This is a genomic window from Corynebacterium sp. Z-1, from assembly GCF_031844665.1.
Taxonomy (GTDB): Bacteria; Actinomycetota; Actinomycetes; order Mycobacteriales; family Mycobacteriaceae; genus Corynebacterium; species Corynebacterium sanguinis.
In genome coordinates this window covers 968,274-988,145 of sequence record NZ_CP134621.1, presented here as the reverse complement: position 1 = coordinate 988,145, position 19,872 = coordinate 968,274, and the positions used below count along the sequence as shown (strand labels likewise).

The following is a 19,872-nucleotide window of genomic DNA, read 5'->3' as shown; positions in this document are numbered from 1 at the left end:
TTTTCCGTGCACGGTGCGTCAGACTAGCCTTTGTAGGTCTCGCGGTCCTCCCGGAACGCCGTGGCCGAGGCGTACTCGTGGACTTCGGTGATGAGGCTGAGCTGCCCGTGCGCAGCATCAATCAGCGCCTCAAACACCCCAGCGTCGATGCCCAGGTGCTCCGCATTATCACGCAGGACCTCCCATCCGCCGATCTTGCCCACGACGGCAGAGCGCATCATTTCCGCCTCCAGCAGCAGCGCCATGGGAGAGCGCTGCGCCACCCGACCGTTCGGCTTGAACCGGCCAAACCGCTCCCCTGCCCAGGCAAGAGCTCCCTGCGCCGGTTTGGGGTTGAAACCGAACGTGCGCGTCAGAATTTCGAGGAAGTCCCGGTCAGCTCGGATCTCACGGGCCACGCGGGCGATCTGGGCAAACACCGGTGTGTCCTGGTAGTTCATCGTCATCATGTCGAGGCGCTCTACCGCCCCGCGTGCGCCGGTGAGGTGGTTGGCTAGGTAGTGCTCCAGAAGCTCCAGATCAACCTCACTCGACGGGGAGGCGGTCTCCTGCGCCATCTGTGCGGTCTCCCCGGCGGTCACCCCGAGCTGCGGCAGAACCTTGTCGGTGGAATCCTCGGCCCACAGGCTCGGTGAATTATGGCCGGAGCCGTTGATCATGGCGTCGATTAGCTCGCGCACCGTGTCTTTCGCGCTGCGCGTCGGCTGCCAACCGAGTTCGTGCTTCGCCCGGGAGTTGTCCATCATGGGCACGCCCATTGCCATATCGATCCACCCCGCATCGGCCGGAAGCGCCCCGGCGCGGTGGGCAGCTGTGGCCGCCGCGCGCACGACGGCCGGAGGCAGCTCAACGAATCGACCGTGATCGATCAGGTTCGCGAAGTCCTTCGGGTAGAGGATGTCATCGGCGCAGATATTAAATGCGCCGGTAGCCCGCTTCTTCGCCGCCAGCAGGTACGCCTGGGCGATGTCGTCCGCGTGAACGGCCTGGACGCGGATGCCCTTCGGAAGCAAAAGCGCGGGCAGCTTTGCTTTCCGCATCACTCCCACCGGTGCCGCGGAACCAAGGAAGAAGCGCTGGACCTCGGAAGCGGCGTCGGCCTGGAAGATCAGGCCGGGGCGCAGCCTGGCGACAGTGATGTCCGGGTGGGTGGTTTCGAAGGCGTCAAGAAGTGCCTCGACAGCGCCCTTGTCCTCGCTGTAGTGCGATCCCTCAATGCCTCGCGCCGGGAAGTCCTCTCCGCGCAGCGGCGGGGTGTCCTGCGCATCCTGCACGCTGCCGCGGGCGTCGTCACTGTTATAGGCCCCGATCGAAGAGGCGACAACGATGTGCTTCACCCCAGCGGCTGCCGCAGCGTCGAGCACACGCTCGGTGCCTTCGACGTTGACTCGGCGCAGCAGCTCGCGGTCGTGGTTGGGGTAGATGATCCAGGCCAGGTGGATGACGGTGTCGGCACCTGTGAATGCGCCGGTCAATTGGGAAACGGCCTCATTTTCGGGTGCTGCCGCGCCGATATCAATGCTGTGCCACTCCACTCCCGCGTAGGGCTCCTGCTTCGATGAGGGCATACGCCGGGAAATTCCGATTATATCCGTCACTTCATTGTCTTTGTGCAGTGCGCGCAGCAGGGCCGTACCAACGTTGCCCGATGCGCCGGTGATGGCGATCTTCATGGTGAATGCTCCGATTCGTAAACGGTGGTTTATGTTTCGCTATCCAGTGAACACGAAATCAGCCGCGCGCGCGGCCCTTGAGTTAGCGACCTCCGTGCTGCGGTGACAAAATCGGCGTTCATCGTGCGGAATTTGTCACTTTCCCCTGGTCACATTTTGTGTCGTGCTGATTTTGTCACTACCACCCGGCTGCCCGAGCCGGGGCAGAGGAACCCAGCGCCCGCGCACCTCAACCCGGCTCCCCGCTATGACATAAAACACACTCCGCCCCGATGTGCAGGGTTTTCTATAATCCGTTAGGTATATGGATTGCGCAACAGCCCTGCGACAGTGTTTTCTATAGCTTGACAGAACTCCACAATCGAGAGTGAGGTGACCAGCGTTGAGCCTGAACCGAGTCGGCCTATACAACCCGGCCTACGAGCACGACGCATGCGGCGTCGGCTACGTGGCCGACATGAAGGGCCGCGCCAGCCGTACAATCGTAGAACACGGCCTCGATGTCCTTGAGAACATCGACCACCGAGGTGCCGCCGGCGCGGAAGTAAACACCGGCGACGGTACCGGCATCATGATCAACATCCCGGATGCGTTCTACCGAGAGGTCACTGCCAACCTCGGCTTCACGCTTCCGGAGCCCGGCCACTACGCAACAGGCATCGCCTTCATGCCCACCACGCGCATGGCCATGCTCGACGCGATGCGCGCGGTGGAGACCATCGCAGATGAAGAGGGCGCGCAACTCCTCGGCTGGCGCGACATCCCTGTGAACTCGGAGGGTGTCGGAAACATGGCCCTGGACGCCATGCCCTACTTCCTCCAGCCCTTCTTCACCGCGGAGGGCAAGTCCGGCATTGAGCTGGACCGCATAATGTGGTTCCTGCGCAAGCGCCTGACCCGCGAGCTCGGTGAGACCGAGGGGCGCGATACCGTCTACTTCCCGTCGCTGTCCTCGCGCACCATCGTCTATAAGGGCATGCTCACCGCCTCGCAGCTGCCCACCTTCTACCCGGACCTGTGCGACGAGCGCGTCGTATCCGCGCTGGCACTCGTCCACTCGAGGTTCTCCACCAACACCTTCCCGTCGTGGCCGCTGGCCCACCCCTACCGCCTGATCGCGCACAACGGCGAGATCAACACGGTCAAGGGCAACGAAAACTGGATGCGCGCCCGCGAGGCGCTGATCAACTCTGAGGTCCTCGGACCGCTGGAGCGCGTCCTTCCGATCTGCACCCCCGGCGCCTCCGACACCGCGCGTCTCGACGAAGCCCTCGAGCTACTCACCCTGGGCGGATACAGCCTGCCCCACGCGATGGCCATGCTCATCCCGCAAGCTTGGGAGCACAACCCCACGATCTCGGACGAGCTGCGCGACTTCTACGCCTACCATTCCTGCCTCATGGAGCCCTGGGACGGCCCGGCGGCGGTCGCGTTCACCGACTCCCGCTACATCGGCGCGCTGCTCGACCGCAATGGGCTGCGCCCGGGCCGCATCTGGGTCACCGACGACGACCTGGTCATCATGGCCTCGGAGGCCGGTGTGGTGGATATTCCGGCAGAAAAGATCGTCAAGCGCACGCGCGTGCGCCCCGGCCGGATGTTCCTGGTGGACACCGAGGCTGGCCGGATCGTCCCGGATGAGGAGATCAAACACGCGCTGGCCACTAAGGCGCCCTATGGCGAGTGGATTGAGCAGAACTTCACCCCGCTCAAGGACCTCCCTCAGACCCGCGCCAGCTACATGAAGCACGATCGCGCCGTGTTGCGCCAGCGCGTGTTCGGCATCACCGAGGAAGACGTCGATGTCCTGATCAAGCCGATGGCACTGACCGGTGCCGAGGCGCTCGGCTCCATGGGTTCCGACACCCCGATCGCGGCGCTCTCGCAGCGCCCGCGCCTGCTGTTCGACTTCTTCGCGCAGCGCTTTGCGCAGGTCACCAATCCGCCGTTGGATTCCATCCGCGAGAAGCCCGTGACCTCGATGCACACGCTGCTCGGCCCCCAGTCCGACGTGCTCAACCCCGGGCCCGAGGCAGCCGCCCGCATCCAGCTGGACTCCCCGATCATCGACAACCACGCGTTTACCACCCTGGTGCACGCCAACGACGACGGGAAGTTCCCGCACTTCTCCTCCCGCGTCATTTCGGGCCTGTACCCGAAGGCGCACCACGGCAAGGGGATGAAGGAGGCCATCGACCGTGTGCGCCGCGAGGTCTCCGAGGCAGTCCACGACGGCATCGGCCTGATCATCATTTCCGATCGCGAGTCGGATGAGCGCTTCGCGCCGATTCCGTCGCTGCTGCTCACCTCGGCGGTGCACCAGCACATGGTCGCCGAGCGCACCCGGACGCGCGCCTCGCTGGTGATCGAATCCGGCGACGCCCGTGAGGTCCACCACCTGGCGATGCTCATCGCCTTCGGTGCCGACGCGATCAACCCGTACATGGCCTTCGAAACCATCGATGAGCTGCGCATGGACGGCCAGCTTGGTGACCTCTCGCTCGATGAGGCGTGCACGAACTACGTCAAGGCCGCCACCACCGGCGTACTCAAAGTGATGTCGAAGATGGGCATCGCCACCGTGGCCAGCTACCGCGGCGCGCGCCTGGCGGACATCACCGGCTTGAGCCAGGAGCTTCTCGACGACTACTTCGGCGCCGAGCCCTCCCCCATCGGCGGCATCGGGCTTGCCGACGTCGCAGCTGACGTCGAGGCCCGCCACCGCCACGCATTCCTACCGCGGCCCGAGGAAAACGCTCACCGCGACCTAGAGATCGGCGGCGAGTATAAGTGGCGCCGCGAGGGCGAGTACCACCTGTTTAACCCGGAGACCGTGTTCAAGCTCCAGCACGCGACCAAGACCGGACAGTACGCGATCTTCAAGGACTACACCCGCACCGTCGACGAGCAGTCCGAGCGCCTGGCCACCCTGCGAGGCATGATGGAGTTCGTCTCCGATCGCCCCTCGATCCCGATCGACGAGGTCGAGCCGGCCAGCGAGATTGTGAAGCGCTTCTCCACCGGCGCGATGTCCTACGGCTCCATCTCGGCCGAGGCCCATGAGGTTCTGGCGATTGCGATGAACCGCCTGGGTGCGAAGTCCAACTCCGGCGAGGGCGGCGAAGACCCGGCCCGTTTCGAGTACGAGCCTAACGGCGACTGGAAGCGCTCGGCGATCAAGCAGGTTGCCTCCGGCCGCTTCGGTGTGACCAGCCACTACCTGTCCAACTGCACCGACATCCAGATCAAGATGGCACAGGGAGCCAAGCCGGGCGAGGGTGGCCAGCTCCCGCCGAACAAGGTCTACCCGTGGATCGCCGAGGTACGCATCACCACACCGGGCGTGGGCCTGATCTCCCCGCCACCGCACCACGACATCTACTCCATCGAGGACCTCGCGCAGCTGATCTTCGACCTCAAGTCGGTCAACCCGGACGCGCGCATCCACGTCAAGCTCGTGGCCGAACAGGGCGTGGGCACGGTGGCGGCCGGTGTGTCGAAGGCGCACGCGGATGTCGTGCTCATCTCCGGCCACGACGGAGGCACCGGCGCCTCCCCGTTGACCAGCCTCAAGCACGCCGGCGGCCCCTGGGAGCTGGGTCTTGCCGAGGCCCAGCAGACCCTGCTGCTCAACGGCCTGCGCGACCGCATCACCGTCCAGGCCGATGGCCAGCTCAAGACTGGCCGCGACGTGATGGTCGCCGCACTCCTCGGCGCCGAGGAGTACGGCTTCGCCACCGCCCCGCTCGTTGTCGAGGGCTGCATCATGATGCGCGTGTGCCACCTCGACACCTGCCCGGTGGGCATCGCCACGCAGAACCCCGACCTGCGCAAGAAGTTCACCGGCCGGGCGGAGCACGTGGTCAACTTCTTCATGTTCATCGCCGAAGAGATCCGCGAGTACCTGGCCGAACTCGGCTACCGCTCGATCGACGAGGTGATCGGCCGCGCGGACCTGCTGCGCCAGCGCACGGACCGCGAGTTCGTGGAGAATAACCCGCGTGCGGCCCAGCTCGATCTCTCCCCGATCTTCTCCACTGCGCGTTCCAAGTTTTTCCCGGACCAGGCTCGCAAGTGCACCACCGCACAGAACCACTTCCTCGACGACGTGCTCGACCACACCATCGTCGCCGACGCGGCTCCCGCCTGCGCCGGTAGCGGCCGTGCCGTGGAGGAGTCTTACCCGATCCGCAACACTAACCGCAGCGTCGGGGCTCTCTCAGGTGGCGTCGTCACGCGCGCCAGCGGTGCTAACGGGCTTGACGACGACGCCGTCACCTTGACTTTTACGGGTTGCGCCGGCAACTCCTTCGGCGCGTTCGTGCCCCACGGAATGACACTGGACCTGGTCGGTGAGGCCAATGACTTCGTGGGCAAGGGCCTATCCGGTGGGCGCATCATCGTACGCCCGACCGCTGACGCCCCCCAGCAGCTGGATTTGGGCGAGCCGGACATCATTGCCGGCAACGTCACTGGCTTCGGCGCCACCTCCGGCGAGCTGTTCATCGCGGGCGTGGCCGGCGAGCGCTTCTGCGTGCGCAACTCCGGCGCCACGGCCGTGGTCCACGGAATCGGCAACCACGGCTGCGAGTACATGACCGGCGGACGCGTCGTCGTCCTCGGCGAGATCGGCGACAACTTCGGAGCCGGCATGTCCGGTGGCATCGCCTACCTCGCGCCGATCGACGACGAGGCCACCCTGGCCCGCAAGGTCAACCCCGGACAGGTGGACATCTCCGGTGTGGATGAGGAGGACATCGAGTTCCTCACCCGCATCTTCGCCGACCACGAGCGCTACACCGGCGCACAGGTCCCGTACGCACCGCAGGACATGATAAAGATCATGCCGCGCGACTACCGCAAAGTTCTCGACATCATTGACCTCGCGCGCCGGACCGGCCGCGACGAGGCCGAGGCAATCATGGAGGCAGTGAGATAATGGCCGACCCACAAGGATTTATGCGCTACCCGCGCGAGGAAGCAAAGCACCGCCCCGTTCCGCTGCGTCTGATGGACTACCGCGAGGTCTACGAGCAGACGAGCGAGAAGCACGACAAGGAACAGGCAGCCCGGTGCATGGACTGCGGCATCCCCTTCTGCCACGAAGGGTGCCCGCTCGGCAACATCATCCCCGAGTGGAACGACCTGGTCCGCCAGGGCCGGTGGCAGGAGGCCTATGACCGGCTGCACGCCACCAACAACTTCCCGGACTTCACCGGCCGTCTGTGCCCGGCTCCCTGCGAGGGTGCCTGCGTGCTGGGCATCAACGACGACCCGGTCTCGATCAAGCACATCGAGCAGAAGATCGTCGACGTCGCCTTCGAGAATGACTGGGTCGAGCCGATCCAGGCCAGCTTTGACACGGGACGCTCCGTTGCCGTGGTTGGATCGGGCCCGGCGGGCCTCGCCGCGGCGCAGCAGCTGACCCGGGCGGGCCACCGCGTGACGGTCTACGAGCGCGACGACCGCCTCGGCGGGTTGATGCGCTACGGCGTGCCCGAGTACAAGATGGAGAAAAAGCACATCGACCGGCGCATCGAGCAGATGCGCGCCGAGGGCACCGAGTTCAAGGTGAGCACCTCCCCCTCGGCCGCCGACCTCGCCGGCTTCAACGCGATCGTGCTGGCCACGGGTACCCCGGTTGCCCGCGACCTGCCCGTCGACGGCCGCGAGCTCGAGGGCATCCACCTCGCGATGGAGTACCTCACCGCCGCGAACAAGTTCTGCGAGGGCGACACCGACGCCCCGACCATCGACGCGCGCGGCAAGCGCGTCGTCATCATCGGCGGCGGCGACACGGGCACCGACTGCTTCGGTACCGCACTGCGCCAAGGCGCGGCCAGCGTCACGCAGTTCGACATCCGTCCGCGCGCACCGAAGCTGCGCGGCGCGTCGACCCCGTGGCCGATGTACCCGCTGATGTACCGCACCGCCACCGCCCACGAAGAGGGCGAGTACATCGTCACCGGTGATGAGTCGGCCGCTGAGATCGAGCAGCTCGGGCTCGCCCGCCGCGGCGCCGGCGACACCCTGGGCGAGCGCCTCTTCTCGGTCAACACCGTCAGCTTCCATGGCACCGACGGCAAAGTCGAGTCCATCGGCGGCAACGAAGTGCGCGTCATCGACGGCCGCCGGACCCCGGTCGAGGGCACCGACTTCGAGATCGAGGCCGATCTCGTGCTCATTGCTCTGGGCTTCACCGGCTCCCAGGCCAGCGGCCTCAACGCCGAGCTCGGCATCGTGATCGACGATCGCGGCCGCATGACCCGGGACGGCTCCTACCGCGCCGCGCGTACGGTGGAGCACGGGCCGAAGGTCTACATCGCCGGCGACAACGGGCGCGGCCAGTCGCTGATCGTGTGGGCGATCGCGGAAGGCCGGGCGGCCGCAGCCGCGGTCGATGCGGACCTCATGGGCGAGACCGCGCTGCCTGCGCCGGTCGAGCCGACCAAGGCACCCATCGGGATCTAGGAAAAATGCGTACACCTTCGGCTGAGTTTTCTCTCAAGGCTTAGTCGAGGGTGACGTACAACTCACTTCTCGCGTTCCTGTCGATACATCGACAGATATTTACTAGAATAGCGCTAGGCACAACAGCGGGCCCGCTACGAACTCCCCGCAGCCGAAACAGCCTCTAACAGCAAGGAGACTCAAGTGGCTTTCACTAACACCGACGACGTCGTCAAGTACATCAAGGATGAGGGAATCGAATTCCTCGACATCCGCTTTACCGACGTCCCTGGCACAGAGCACCATTTCACCCTGCCCGCATCCGCCTTCGACGAGGAGGCAGCGAAGGCCGGAATGGCGTTCGACGGCTCCTCCATCCGAGGCTTCACCACCATCGACGAGTCGGACATGGTCCTGCTCCCGGACCCCACCACCGCGCACCGCGACCCGTTCCGCGACGTGCCGACGTTGAACATGAAGTTCTTCGTCCACGACCCGTTCACCTACGAGCCGTTCTCCCGCGACCCGCGCAACGTGGCGAAGAAGGCCGAGGAGTACCTCGCCTCCACCGGCATCGCTGACTCCGCGTCCTTCGGCATGGAGGCCGAGTTCTTCATCTTCGACAAGGTGTCCTACGCCGCTGAGGCGAACACGTCCTTCTACCACGTCGATTCCGACGAGGGCTGGTGGAACCGCGGCAACGAGAACATGCTCGACGGCTCCCCGAACCTGGGCAACCCCACTCGCAACAAGGGCGGCTACTTCCCTAACACCCCAGTGGACAAGACCCAGGAGGTACGCGACGCGATCGTGAAGAACCTGCAGCTGGTCGGCTTCGATGTGGAACGCTTCCACCACGAGGTTGCTTCCGGGGGCCAGAACGAGATCAACTACCGCTTCGACACGCTCCTGCATGCCGCGGATGACCTCCAGACGTTCAAGTACATCGTCAAGAACACCTGCCACCAGTACGGCAAGGTTGCCACCTTCATGCCGAAGCCCCTGGCTGGCGACAACGGCTCCGGCATGCACGCCCACCAGTCCCTGTGGAAGGGCGGGAACCCGCTGTTCTACGACGAGTCCGGCTACGGCGGGCTGTCCGACATCGCCCGCTACTACATCGGTGGCCTGCTGCATCACGCACCTGCAGTGCTCGCGTTCACCAACCCGACGCTGAACTCCTACCACCGCCTGGTCCCGGGCTTCGAGGCCCCGATCAACCTGGTCTACTCCCAGCGCAACCGCTCCGCCGCGGTCCGCATCCCGATCACCGGTGCCAACCCGAAGGCCAAGCGCATCGAGTTCCGTGCACCGGACCCCTCGGGCAACCCGTACTTCGGCCTCGCCGCCATGCTCATGGCCGGCATCGACGGCATCAAGAACCGCATCGAGCCTCACGCCCCGGTGGACAAGGACCTCTACGAGCTCCCGCCGGAGGAGGCCGCCACGATCCCGCAGGCACCGACCTCTTTGGAAGGCGTCATCGAGGCCCTGCGCCAAGACCACGACTTCCTCACCGAGGGCGACGTGTTCCCTGAGGACCTTATCGATACCCACATCAACTACAAGATCGTCAACGAGATCGCGCCGAACCGCCTGCGCCCGACCCCGCTCGAGTTCGAGATGTACTTCGACTGTTAAAACGCACGCCTCGCTTGTCGACGCCCAATTAAGCGCCCCGAAGATTTCTACCGGGGCGCTTGCGCGTTCGAAGATGCACCGGGCAGAGTCGTGTGAGAACGTCGCGAGGAGTTCATGAATCCTGCGTCGACTATGCATTTGACCTGCTCACCTGCGCCCAGAGTGCACAGGACTCCTCCGGCAAGTTTCTCGAGATTGTTAACTCGGGAATCCAACGCACTATCAGGCTGTCCGCCTACAGCGCGTCGCCCTCTCCCGAAACTCGGTTTCAGACGCTCGTCCATGAGTCCGCTCACGTCATGGTCGGCCATCTCGGGCCAATAGATGTCGACGACTCAGGGGTGGAAAAGGATCCGGATGGTCGAAGCTGAGACAGCCGCTGACATTGAGCGAGTGAACCGCTAACGCGACGCTCTCGGTATTGACACCTGCTGGACACGGGCAATGTCCCTGGCATTTGTTTACGGAGGTGGCCCGCGGGATTGTGAAGCTCTTCGGGGGTTACTCGGTTATCCCCGCCAAACGAAAAAAGGTTACTCCGCACCGCTGCCCAGCGTAACCTCACGCGCATTCGTAGCCGACGATCATTCCTTCTTACTCGCGAAACTCCCCACGACGCTACGCTGGTTGGTTATGAATGGCATCCAGAAGGCCCTCGCCCCAGTTTTCGCCACCGCGGGCGCTCTCCACTTTATTAAACCGCAGCCTTTTGACAGCATCGTACCGCCACAGTTGCCGGGCAGCGCGCGGAGCTACACCTACGCGTCCGGCGTTGCGGAACTGGCGACGGCCGCGCTGCTGGCCACCAAGCGCACCCGGAAGGCCGGCGGTTTCGCCGCCGCGGCACTGCTTACCGCCGTGTGGCCCGCGAATGTGTACATGGCGCAGCTGTGGCGAAAAAAGCCGTGGTACTTGCAAATTGTCAGCATTGGGCGAGTCCCGCTGCAGATCCCGTTGATCCGAGCGGCGTGGGGGATCTACAAGGGCCGGTCCTAGTGGTTTCGGCTGAGCACTTGCGTGAAGGGATCGTCGATAAGCTTGCTGCTCGCGCCGCAGAGTCCTCTCTCTGCCCGTCCGAAGTGGCGCGCGATCTCGGCGACGACTCCTGGCGTGATGTGATGCCAGCAGTGCGCGAAGCAGCCGCTCAGCTCGCTCTTCGCGGTGTCGTCGTGGCCACTCAGGGCGACACGGTGGTCCAGGCCGATGCCGCGAAAGGGCCGATTCGGATCCGCCGCGGACCGCAGTGGAGTACGCCTGTTGCTCCGTAGCCGTGGAAAAGGGACGTGGTTTGGCGAATCCTGCGCCTCTTCCCTATGCCCCAATGGCCTTCGTCGAGCCGGGCAACGGAGTTGCTGGCACGAAGTCGGCGGGGTGGGCCGAGCTGAGAAGCTCCCGGAGCTCGTCCCGAAGCTTGTTCACGATCGGCCCCCGCGGCTGCTCCCACTGCTTGCAGCGGCGAGCCGCCACCGCGGCGCGATCGGCGAGCTCGTTGAGTGGGTTGCCGGCGTGGCCGCGCACCCAGCTGACGCGAACCGTGACCCCGGATGCGCGCACCCTGTCGAGCTCCGCCATGGCGCGTCGCTCGTAGTCCTGCGCGACAGGGCGGCGCGAGGGTGAATTGATAATCCGCGCCACCGTCAGCGAATCGGTCACGAGATCGAGCTCACGCGCGTCCAGGCAGTACCGGACCTGCTCCAAGATCATGTGCACCGCCGCGAACTCCCCTTCCAGCACGGTTGTTGCGGAGGTGACGCGGCTGAGCACCTCGCACTTCGTGCCGCTCGCGCCCACGGCGGCGATACCGACCAATCTTCCGGACTTTCCCTTCGAGGCGTCGGTTGCGTAGACGTAATGGGCGGCGCGTTCGGGCATGTGTGCCTCAACCGGCCCGTGCAGGTCCAGTGAGTGGGCCCGGCTGCACGCTTCCCATGTCGCTTTCAGAGCGGGGCCGGTAACTACGTCGCGGACCTCAAGACCGGGGTAGGCATCGGGGATGTCTCGAAGCAGGCGGCGAATCGTGGGGTCGGAGATGTACACGATCATGCCGTCGCGCTGGTGCTTCCACGTTTCGCTGACTGCGTCGACAAGCCAGTTCAAGACCTCGAACGACGAGGAGACCAACTGCCGGTTGGCGTGCACTATTTCGCCGTTAACGGCGGCGGTAATAACGAGCGTGTCCGTGCAGGAGGAGAGGTGGGCTGTGTGGTGGATAACTGCGGTGGGTTTCGCGGGAGTGGTCATGGCGATGACACTAAAGCGCCGCCGCGACATCGCCCCGTGACTGCTTCGAACCCCCTTTTGAACCTCCCCCGGGGCGTACACCTACCAGCTACGCAGCGCGAACAACAATGACGGAATCTTCCCACACGCCGGGCTGGCCCTCGGGACCGGCCGCTTCGCGCTCGACGGTGTCGGCGCGCTCCACGACCCAACTATTCGGGTCGAGCTCAAGCGCGGCGAGATCTTCGTCGGGTGTAAAGAACGTCGAAGGCCCGCGCCCGGTGCCCGCAAGCCACGCCGGAGGCTTCGCGTGCGCGAGGATCACCATGCGGCCTCCCGGGGTGAGGTAGCGCGAAATTTCCCACAGAATCGACGCACGCTCTAGCCGGACGGGAGATTGCAAGAAACTCGCGGTGATCAAGTCATAGCGTTGCCCGCTCGGCGGGCGCCACGTGGTGAGGTCATCCGCAATAAACCGCGCGCGGTCTTGGCACCCGGCTGCCTCCGCGAGCTTGCGAGCGCGCTCGACGGCGACCGCAGACAGCTCCACACCAGTGGCGAACCAGCCACGCTGCGCGAGCCAGCACACGTCGCCGCCTTCTCCTGACCCGAGATCAAGCGCGCTACCTGGGTCGAGCGGTTCAACCACGGCAGCCAGGGCCGCGTTGACCTGCCCGGACCACACGCTGCTGGCGGACGCGTAGCGCGCATCCCAAAACTCGTGTGGATCATCCGTCGGGGTGACATTGTGATCTTTGTTGTCCATGCCTGCCATGTTTACCTTGAATCGATGTGACCAAGATCTTTACCCCGCGAAACAATTTGTGCGCCGCGGCGATATAGTCCATTAGGCACTGCGGTCGGGCGGCGTGGAATCCACCTGCGCTGGCCAGCGAGCCGCAGACACAACCGACAACAAAACTGACAGTTAGACTAAGGCATTATGAGTTCAACGAAACCGGATTTGACCACGACCGCGGGCCGTCTCCACGACCTTCGCAACCGCCTGGAGGAAGCGCAGGCGCCGGTCGGCCGTGACGCGATTGAGAAGGTCCACGCCGCGGGCCAGTCCACCGCCCGCGAGCGGGTGGAAAAGCTGCTGGATCCCGGTAGCTTCGTTGAAACGGACGCGCTGGCCCGCCACCGCGTCGAGGCCTACAAGATGGATCGCACCAAGCCCGCCACCGACGGCGTGGTCACGGGCTACGGGCTTATCGACGGCCGCCGGGTCTGCGTGTTCTCCCAAGACCCCACCATCTTCGACGGAGCGCTCGGCGAGGTGACCGCGGAGAAGATCCTCAAGATCTACGACCTGGCTACTAAGACGGGCGTGCCGCTGGTCGGGATTTACGATTCCGCAGGCCCGCGCATGGCCGAGGGCATTGTCGCCGGCGCGATGCAAGCCAAGATCCTGCGCGCCGCCACCGCCGCCTCGGGCCTGATCCCCCAGATCGCTGTGGTGGCTGGGCCGACGTCGTCTCTGGCGTCGATTAGCGTGCCGCTCGCGGACCTGGCGATCATGGTTGATCGCGCAACCCTGCACCTTGTGGATCCGGAGATTGTGACCAAGGTGTCCGGAACCGAGGCCACCGCGCAATCCATCGGCGGGGCGACCGTCCACGCCGCGACGACGGGGCTGGCGCAGCTGACCACGTCCACCGATGAGGACGCGGTGCAGCTCGCCCGCGACGTCATCGGGTTCCTGCCGACGAACAACCGCGCCGCCTCCCCCGTCGGCGACAACCCGCAGCCTGGCGAAACGGACCTCGACGCCTTCATGCCCGACGACGAGAGCGCGGCCTACGACGTGCTCGACATCATCGCGGCAATCACCGACGGCGATTTCCTCGAGCTGGGCGCCGCGCACGCCGACAACATCGTGACCGGTTTCGCCCGCGTCGGCGGCCGCGCGGTGGGCATCGTGGCCAACCAGCCGTCCGTCCTCGCGGGCTGCCTCACCAACGACGCCGCCATCAAGGCCGCGCGCTTTATCCGCACCTGCGACGCGTTCAACCTGCCGCTTCTGCTGCTCGTCGATTCGCCCGGATTCGTCCCCTCGATCGAGGAAGAAAAGTCCGGCGTGATCACGCGCGCCGCGTCCCTGGCGTACGCCTTCGCCGAGGCCCAGGTGGGCACGATCACCGTGGTCACACGCAAGGCCATCGGCCCCTCGTACACGCTCATGGGCGCCAAGGACCTCGGTGCTGACCTCGTCTTCGCCTGGCCCACGGCGCAAATCGCGCTTGCCGACGCCCCCACCGCCGCCGCGGCCCTCGCCACGGACGCGGACGCTTACGCCGCGGAGAACCTCAACCCCTACGTGGCCACCGAGCGCGGCCTGGTCGACGCGGTCATCGAGCCGTCTACCACCCGCGCCCGTATCCTCGAAGGCCTGCGCCTGCTTGAGCGCAAGGTGGTTTACCCACCCGCCAAGAAGCACGGCAACATCCCGCTGTAGAAGGAGACTTTCTCGATGGACATCACCCTGATCAAGGGCAACCCGACCGACGACGAGCTCACCGCGCTGACGATGGTGCTGGCAGACCTGCAGGCCAAAGCCACGAACGCCCAGGACCCGGGCGAGCGCAACCTGTGGGGCAGCCACGTCACCCCGCTACACCCCCGCCCGCTGTTTAACCCGGGCGCGTTTTCCAACGTCACCTACTTCTGATGCGACTCGTTCTCGCCTCCCAGTCGCCGTCGCGGCGGATGCTGCTGGAAAACGCAGGCGTGCGCCCCGTGATCCACCCGGCGCACATCGATGAGGACGCGCTGCTTGCCGCCTCCACCGCCGGGCCTGCCGACACCGTCACCGCCCTCGCCCGCGCGAAAGCGGCAGCGGTCGCGTCCCAGTACCCCGGCGACGTGATCATCGGCTGCGATTCCATGCTGCTTCTCGACGGCCAGCTCCAAGGCAAACCCCACTCGATTGAGGCCACGGTTGCGCGGTGGCGCGCCCAGCGCGGCAAAACCGCCCAGTTGATTACCGGCCACGCCGTGCACTACCAGGGCCAATGGGTGACAGAGAGCGTTGCCACCACCATCGCCTTCGGCCAGGTCTCGGATGCCGATATCGAGGCCTACGCGCGCTCGGGCGAGCCGCTCGAGTGCGCCGGGGCCTTTACCCTGGAGGCCCTGGGCAGCTGGTTCATCGACTCCATCGAGGGCGATCCCTCGAGCGTGATTGGCCTGTCCATGCCGCTGCTGCGCCGCGCCCTGTACTCCTTCGGGCTGTCCGCGTCGCAGTTCTGGGCTGGGAAATAGGCCGACGCGCTGGGCAACCGTCGCCGGACACCACGCCGCGGCGGGGCCGACTGCGCAATGTGGGCTCGGCGGCTTGTCGCGGCCTGGGGTTTTGCCGTTACGTCACGCCAGATTGCGCAGTCCAAACTATGCGGACGTGGGCTTAAGCATGCAGCGCACCCTCCTTCATGCCCACCCACGTCTGGCAACCACTCGGGTAGCCTGACAGCCATGGAAATCAACGACATGCTTGCCCCGCCGCCCGTCCACCTGCCCGAGGACCCCGCAGACAACCTCGACCTGCTCGACCGCGAGACCGCGCTGTCGCATCCGGAGTCGCCGGCGGTGTGGGCTGCCCGTGCCGCCGTCGAACTCACGGACGGCGACGTGCTCATCGCCTACGCTTACGCGCGCACCGGCTACCACCGCTCGCTGGATCGGCTTCGCGCCAACGGCTGGAAGGGGTGGGGCCCGGTGCCCGCCAGCCACGCCCCGAACCGCGGGGTGCTCAAGGCGATCGCCATGCTGGCGTTGGCCTCCGAAGCAATTGGCGACACCGACGAGTACGACCGGTGCCGCCAGATGCTCAGCGACGCTGATCCGGGAAGCGTCGATAAGCTGCTGTAAAGCTCTTACTTACGCGGAGTGCTTCTCCTCCACGCGCTTGATGGCTTCCTCAGCCACTAGGTCCTGGATGCCCATGTGCAGCTCGGAGGTGAAGCCGACGCAGGAGCAGTTGATCTCGCCGAGGACGTAGGTGTCCTTGCCACTGTGATCGTCGTCGGCAAGCATGAAGTCGGCGGTCCAGATCAGCGGGATGTTGTCGCCGCCGAGCTTCTCCGCGATCACCGGGCGGGCTGCGGCGAACATGTCGACGAGTTCCTGCCACTCCTCCGGCTTGTTGTAGGTGTACTTCGCGCCGGAGAACAAGGTTGCGGAGAACGCGTCGCCACCCTCAGCCGGCTTCTTGTGCACGACGAAGACCGGGTGCGGGCCAACGAGCAGGATGCGGATTTCGCCCTCGACGATGCGCGGCAGGAAGCGCATGTCCACGAGCATGCCGTTGTCGCCGACGATGTACTGGTCACAGAAGTCCATGAACTCGCCCAGCTCGCGCTCCTCAGTGTGGTTGTCCACGGCCTCGGTGCACTTGAGCTTGGTGTCGAGCGGCAGCGCGGTGCCCGGCTCAATGGAGGCGGCCAGGTCCTTGTCGGCGAGGCGCACGCGCCAGATGCCGGAGCCGGTGGAGCCGCGGTTCTGCTTCAGCACGCGCTCGCCGTAGGACAGGGAGACCGGGAAGGTCTTGTGGAAGTCCTCCACGTTGTAGTAGGCGGCGGTGTCAGAGGGGACCAGGTCGGTGTCGTTGAGCTTGACCAGCGCGTCCTTAGCGCCGTAGGAGATCATCTCCTCCGGGGTGGACATGCCCACCAGGCCGGCGTCGGAGAGGCGGGACAGAAGCTCGAAGTAGCCCTTCTCACCGCCCGGGATGTTGCCGGGGTTGACGCGGGAGATGTAAGCGTCGAAATTCTCGGAAACGTAGGTGAACAGGTCCTCGGTCCACTCGGGGCGGAAGAAGACGACCTCGGCGTTCCAGCCCTTTTCCTTAATCGAGTTGACGATGGGCATGGTGTCTTTGCGGTGGCCGTCGATGTACTTGTCGGAACCGCCTTCGACCTCGAAAACGACGATTGCTTTGTGCATTGCGAACTCTCCTGACGCATGGGTGTTTACGACTTTGACGATATGTGTAAAATGCCCGTTACGCTGGGCAAGCTTGTCCGCAAGTGACAAACGTCACATTGCAGGGGGTGGCGCCGGGACCGTCGGCGACGCGGGTATGGTGGAACCCTGATACGAACGCGCCCGAGGAAAGGTACCGCATGGGCATCGAGCATGACCCGCACCCGCTGTTCCAAGAGTTCGCCCACCCCGAAAAGTTCGTCTCCGCCGCGTGGCTGTCCGCGCGCCTCGGCGTCGACGGGCTGAAAGTCGTCGAGTCCGACGAGGACGCCTTCCTGTACGACATCGGCCACATCCCTGGTGCGCTGCGCATCGATTGGCGCCGCGACCTCAACGACCCCGTGCGCCGCGACTTCATCGACGGCGCCGCCTTCGCCGAGCTGATGGGCTCGCGCGGCATCTCGCGCGAGGACACCGTCGTCGTTTACGGCGACAGCGCCAACTGGTGGGCCTCCTACACCGCGTGGATCTTCGAGCTCTTCGGCCACCCCGATGTCCGGCTTCTCGACGGCGGCCGCGACGCCTGGATGGGCGAAGAACGCGACACCTCCTTCGCCGTGCCGAGCTACCCCGCGGTCACCTACCCCGTGGTCGAGCGCGACGACTCTAAGATCCGGACCTTCGTCGCCGGCGTGCGTGAATCGCCCTCGCTGCAGCTTATCGACGCCCGCACGCCCGACGAGTTCTCCGGCACCGCGAACGTTGGCTCCGCATCGTGTCTGCGCAGCGGGCACATCCCGGGCGCGGTCAACATCCCGTGGGGCGAAGCCGTCCACCCCAACGCGCGCTTTAAGTGCCGCGCGGACATCGAGGCAGCGTACGCGCAGTTCGACCCCGAAGAAGAAACGGTGACCTACTGCAACCTCGGGGCCGCCGCGGCGCACACGTGGTACACGCTGCGCCACGCGCTCGGGTTTGAGCACGCATCGTTATATGACGGCTCGTGGGCGGAGTGGGGCAACCTCGTCGGGGTTCCGATCGCCCGCGACGAGGCGTAGGGCAGAAAGTTCGCTAGAGCTAAATTCTCTATAATGGGCGCAGGTTGTAACATTCAAGCGCGCGTTGTGGCTATACCTAGTTGAACAGCTATTGCCTATTACGTTTATAAATTCGCAGTAAGGACGGAATCGAACTCGTGTCTCAGTTGAAGAAGGTACTCGTCGCCAACCGCGGTGAAATTGCCGTCCGCGTCATTCGCGCGGCCAAGGACGCTGGCATTGCGTCCGTCGCCGTCTACGCCGGCCCGGACGCAGCAGCTCCGTTCGTCGGCATGGCCGACGAGGCTTTCGCGATCGGTGGCAACACCGCCGCCGAGTCCTACCTAGACATTGACAAGATCCTCAAGGCGGCGGCCGATTCCGGCGCCGATTCCATCCACCCGGGCTACGGCTTCCTGTCGGAGAACGCAGAGTTCGCCCGCCGCGTGATCGACGCCGGCTTGACCTGGATCGGCCCCTCCCCCGAGTCGATTGCCGCCCTGGGCGACAAGGTCACCGCCCGCCACATCGCCCAGGCCGCCGACGCCCCCATGGCCCCGGGCACCAAGGACCCCGTCGCCGACGCGGACGAAGTCCTCGCGTTTGCCGACGAGCACGGCCTGCCGGTGGCCATCAAGGCCGCGTTCGGTGGCGGCGGCCGCGGCATGAAGGTCGCCTACACCCGCGAGGAAATCCCCGAGCTGTTCGCCTCCGCGACGCGCGAGGCCGTCGCCGCCTTCGGCCGCGGCGAGTGCTTCGTCGAGCGCTACCTGGACAAGGCGCGCCACGTCGAGGCGCAGGTGCTGGCGGACCAGCACGGCAATGTGGTGGTCGTCGGCACGCGCGATTGCTCGTTGCAGCGCCGCTTTCAGAAGCTCGTCGAAGAGGCGCCCGCGCCGTTTTTGACCGATGAGCAGCGCGAACGCATCCACTCCTCCGCCAAGGCTATCTGCCGCGAGGCGGGTTACTACGGCGCCGGCACCGTCGAGTACCTCGTGGGCTCTGACGGCCTGATCTCGTTTTTGGAGGTCAACACGCGCCTGCAGGTCGAGCACCCCGTCACCGAGGTCACCGCTGGTATCGACCTGGTGCGCGAGCAGTTCCGCATCGCGCAGGGTGAGAAGCTGCGCCTGAGCGAGGACCCCGCCCCGCGCGGCCACGCGATCGAGTTCCGCATCAACGGCGAGGACCCGGCCGCGAACTTCATGCCGGCTCCGGGCACCATCACCGAGTACGCCGAGCCCTCCGGCCCGGGCGTGCGCGTCGACTCCGGCGTGCGCACCGGTTCGGTCGTCGGCGGGCAGTTCGATTCCATGCTGGCCAAGCTCATCGTTTACGGCGAGACCCGCGACGAGGCCATCGAGCGCGCCAAGCGCGCGCTGTCCGAGTACACGGTCACAGGTCTGCCCACCGTCATCCCCTTCCACAAGGCAGTGCTTGACGACGCCGCGTTTACCGGCAACGGCGAATCCTTCGACGTCTACACCCGCTGGATCGAAGAGGAGTGGGACAACCAGATCCCGCCGTACGAGGATTCCGACACAGACGCAGATGCCGACGACGCCGAGCCGAAGCGCACCTTCTCCGTGGAGGTCAACGGCCGCCGCATCGAGGTCGCTCTGCCCCACTCCCTGATCCTCGGCGGCGGACCGCGCCGCAAGACGAAGAAGCGCCGCGCCTCCGGCACCAAGGTCGCCACGTCTGGCGACGCTGTCGCGGCACCGATGCAGGGAACCGTGATCAAGGTCAACGTCTCGGAGGGTGACGAGGTCGCCGAGGGCGATGTCGTACTCATCCTCGAAGCAATGAAGATGGAAAACCCGGTTAAGGCCCACAAGTCCGGTACCGTCGCGGGCCTGGCCGCGCTCGAGGGCGGCCAGGTCAACAAGGGCGCTGTGCTGATGGAGCTGAAGTAGGCACTAGGGTTG

Annotated in this window: 15 protein-coding genes; 11 read left to right on the top strand and 4 right to left on the bottom strand. The window is 65.4% G+C overall.

Annotation, left to right across the window (positions count from 1 at the left end; translation table 11 throughout):
- Positions 1 to 23 precede the first annotated feature (23 nt).
- The gene (locus RIU96_RS04875) at positions 24 to 1,673 is read right to left on the bottom strand and encodes an NAD-dependent epimerase/dehydratase family protein (RefSeq protein WP_259810226.1); all 1,650 of its coding nucleotides are present in this window, start codon (positions 1,671 to 1,673) and stop codon (positions 24 to 26) included.
- 388 nt (positions 1,674 to 2,061) lie between these two features.
- Here RIU96_RS04875 and gltB point away from each other — a divergent pair, with 388 nt between their 5' ends.
- The 5 genes from gltB to RIU96_RS04850 all read left to right on the top strand — a co-directional run bounded on the left by gltB (position 2,062) and on the right by RIU96_RS04850 (position 11,032).
- Positions 2,062 to 6,612, top strand: a complete 4,551-nt coding sequence (gene gltB, locus RIU96_RS04870) for a glutamate synthase large subunit (protein WP_259810228.1) — start codon at positions 2,062 to 2,064, stop codon at positions 6,610 to 6,612.
- On the top strand, positions 6,612 to 8,144 hold the full coding sequence (locus tag RIU96_RS04865) for a glutamate synthase subunit beta (RefSeq protein WP_144317355.1): 1,533 nt from the start codon (positions 6,612 to 6,614) through the stop codon (positions 8,142 to 8,144). The genes gltB and RIU96_RS04865 overlap by 1 nt, the downstream gene beginning before the upstream one ends.
- Positions 8,145 to 8,327: 183 nt before the next feature.
- Positions 8,328 to 9,764 (top strand): type I glutamate--ammonia ligase, encoded by a 1,437-nt coding sequence (gene glnA / locus RIU96_RS04860; protein ID WP_259818365.1) that lies wholly within the window; start codon positions 8,328 to 8,330, stop codon positions 9,762 to 9,764.
- A gap of 633 nt (positions 9,765 to 10,397) precedes the next feature.
- Positions 10,398 to 10,760 (top strand): DoxX family protein, encoded by a 363-nt coding sequence (locus RIU96_RS04855; RefSeq protein ID WP_144317356.1) that lies wholly within the window; start codon positions 10,398 to 10,400, stop codon positions 10,758 to 10,760.
- Complete coding sequence (locus tag RIU96_RS04850; RefSeq protein WP_375544267.1) at positions 10,655 to 11,032, top strand: DUF3253 domain-containing protein; 378 nt, start codon at positions 10,655 to 10,657, stop codon at positions 11,030 to 11,032. The genes RIU96_RS04855 and RIU96_RS04850 overlap by 106 nt, the downstream gene beginning before the upstream one ends.
- 43 nt (positions 11,033 to 11,075) lie before the next feature.
- Here RIU96_RS04850 and RIU96_RS04845 read toward each other — a convergent pair whose 3' ends face one another.
- Positions 11,076 to 12,005: an RNase H family protein gene (locus tag RIU96_RS04845; RefSeq protein WP_259818366.1), complete on the bottom strand. Its 930-nt coding sequence runs from the start codon at positions 12,003 to 12,005 to the stop codon at positions 11,076 to 11,078.
- An 88-nt stretch (positions 12,006 to 12,093) separates the two neighbouring features.
- Positions 12,094 to 12,750: an SAM-dependent methyltransferase gene (locus RIU96_RS04840; RefSeq protein WP_259818368.1), complete on the bottom strand. Its 657-nt coding sequence runs from the start codon at positions 12,748 to 12,750 to the stop codon at positions 12,094 to 12,096.
- Positions 12,751 to 12,927: 177 nt separating this feature from the next.
- Here RIU96_RS04840 and RIU96_RS04835 point away from each other — a divergent pair, with 177 nt between their 5' ends.
- The 4 genes from RIU96_RS04835 (at position 12,928) to RIU96_RS04820 (ending at position 15,854) form a co-directional block, all read left to right on the top strand.
- On the top strand, positions 12,928 to 14,442 hold the full coding sequence (locus RIU96_RS04835) for an acyl-CoA carboxylase subunit beta (protein WP_259818369.1): 1,515 nt from the start codon (positions 12,928 to 12,930) through the stop codon (positions 14,440 to 14,442).
- Positions 14,443 to 14,457: 15 nt separating this feature from the next.
- Positions 14,458 to 14,655, top strand: a complete 198-nt coding sequence (locus RIU96_RS04830) for an acyl-CoA carboxylase subunit epsilon (protein ID WP_006839571.1) — start codon at positions 14,458 to 14,460, stop codon at positions 14,653 to 14,655.
- Positions 14,655 to 15,248: a Maf family protein gene (locus RIU96_RS04825; protein WP_144317360.1), complete on the top strand. Its 594-nt coding sequence runs from the start codon at positions 14,655 to 14,657 to the stop codon at positions 15,246 to 15,248. The genes RIU96_RS04830 and RIU96_RS04825 overlap by 1 nt, the downstream gene beginning before the upstream one ends.
- A gap of 210 nt (positions 15,249 to 15,458) precedes the next feature.
- Positions 15,459 to 15,854 carry a DUF3151 domain-containing protein gene (locus tag RIU96_RS04820; RefSeq protein WP_144317361.1) on the top strand — a complete coding sequence of 132 codons (396 nt, stop codon included), beginning with the start codon at positions 15,459 to 15,461 and terminating at the stop codon, positions 15,852 to 15,854.
- 9 nt (positions 15,855 to 15,863) lie between these two features.
- Here RIU96_RS04820 and RIU96_RS04815 read toward each other — a convergent pair whose 3' ends face one another.
- A complete protein-coding gene (locus RIU96_RS04815) occupies positions 15,864 to 16,928 on the bottom strand; it encodes a Cj0069 family protein (RefSeq protein ID WP_144317362.1) in 1,065 nt (354 codons plus the stop codon).
- Between the two features lie 179 nt (positions 16,929 to 17,107).
- Here RIU96_RS04815 and RIU96_RS04810 point away from each other — a divergent pair, with 179 nt between their 5' ends.
- Together RIU96_RS04810 and RIU96_RS04805 are read left to right on the top strand one after the other, a co-directional pair.
- Entirely contained in the window at positions 17,108 to 17,965 is an 858-nt protein-coding gene (locus RIU96_RS04810; protein WP_144317363.1) for a sulfurtransferase, read from the top strand.
- A gap of 137 nt (positions 17,966 to 18,102) precedes the next feature.
- On the top strand, positions 18,103 to 19,860 hold the full coding sequence (locus RIU96_RS04805; protein WP_186365381.1) for an acetyl/propionyl/methylcrotonyl-CoA carboxylase subunit alpha: 1,758 nt from the start codon (positions 18,103 to 18,105) through the stop codon (positions 19,858 to 19,860).
- Positions 19,861 to 19,872: the final 12 nt, after the last annotated feature.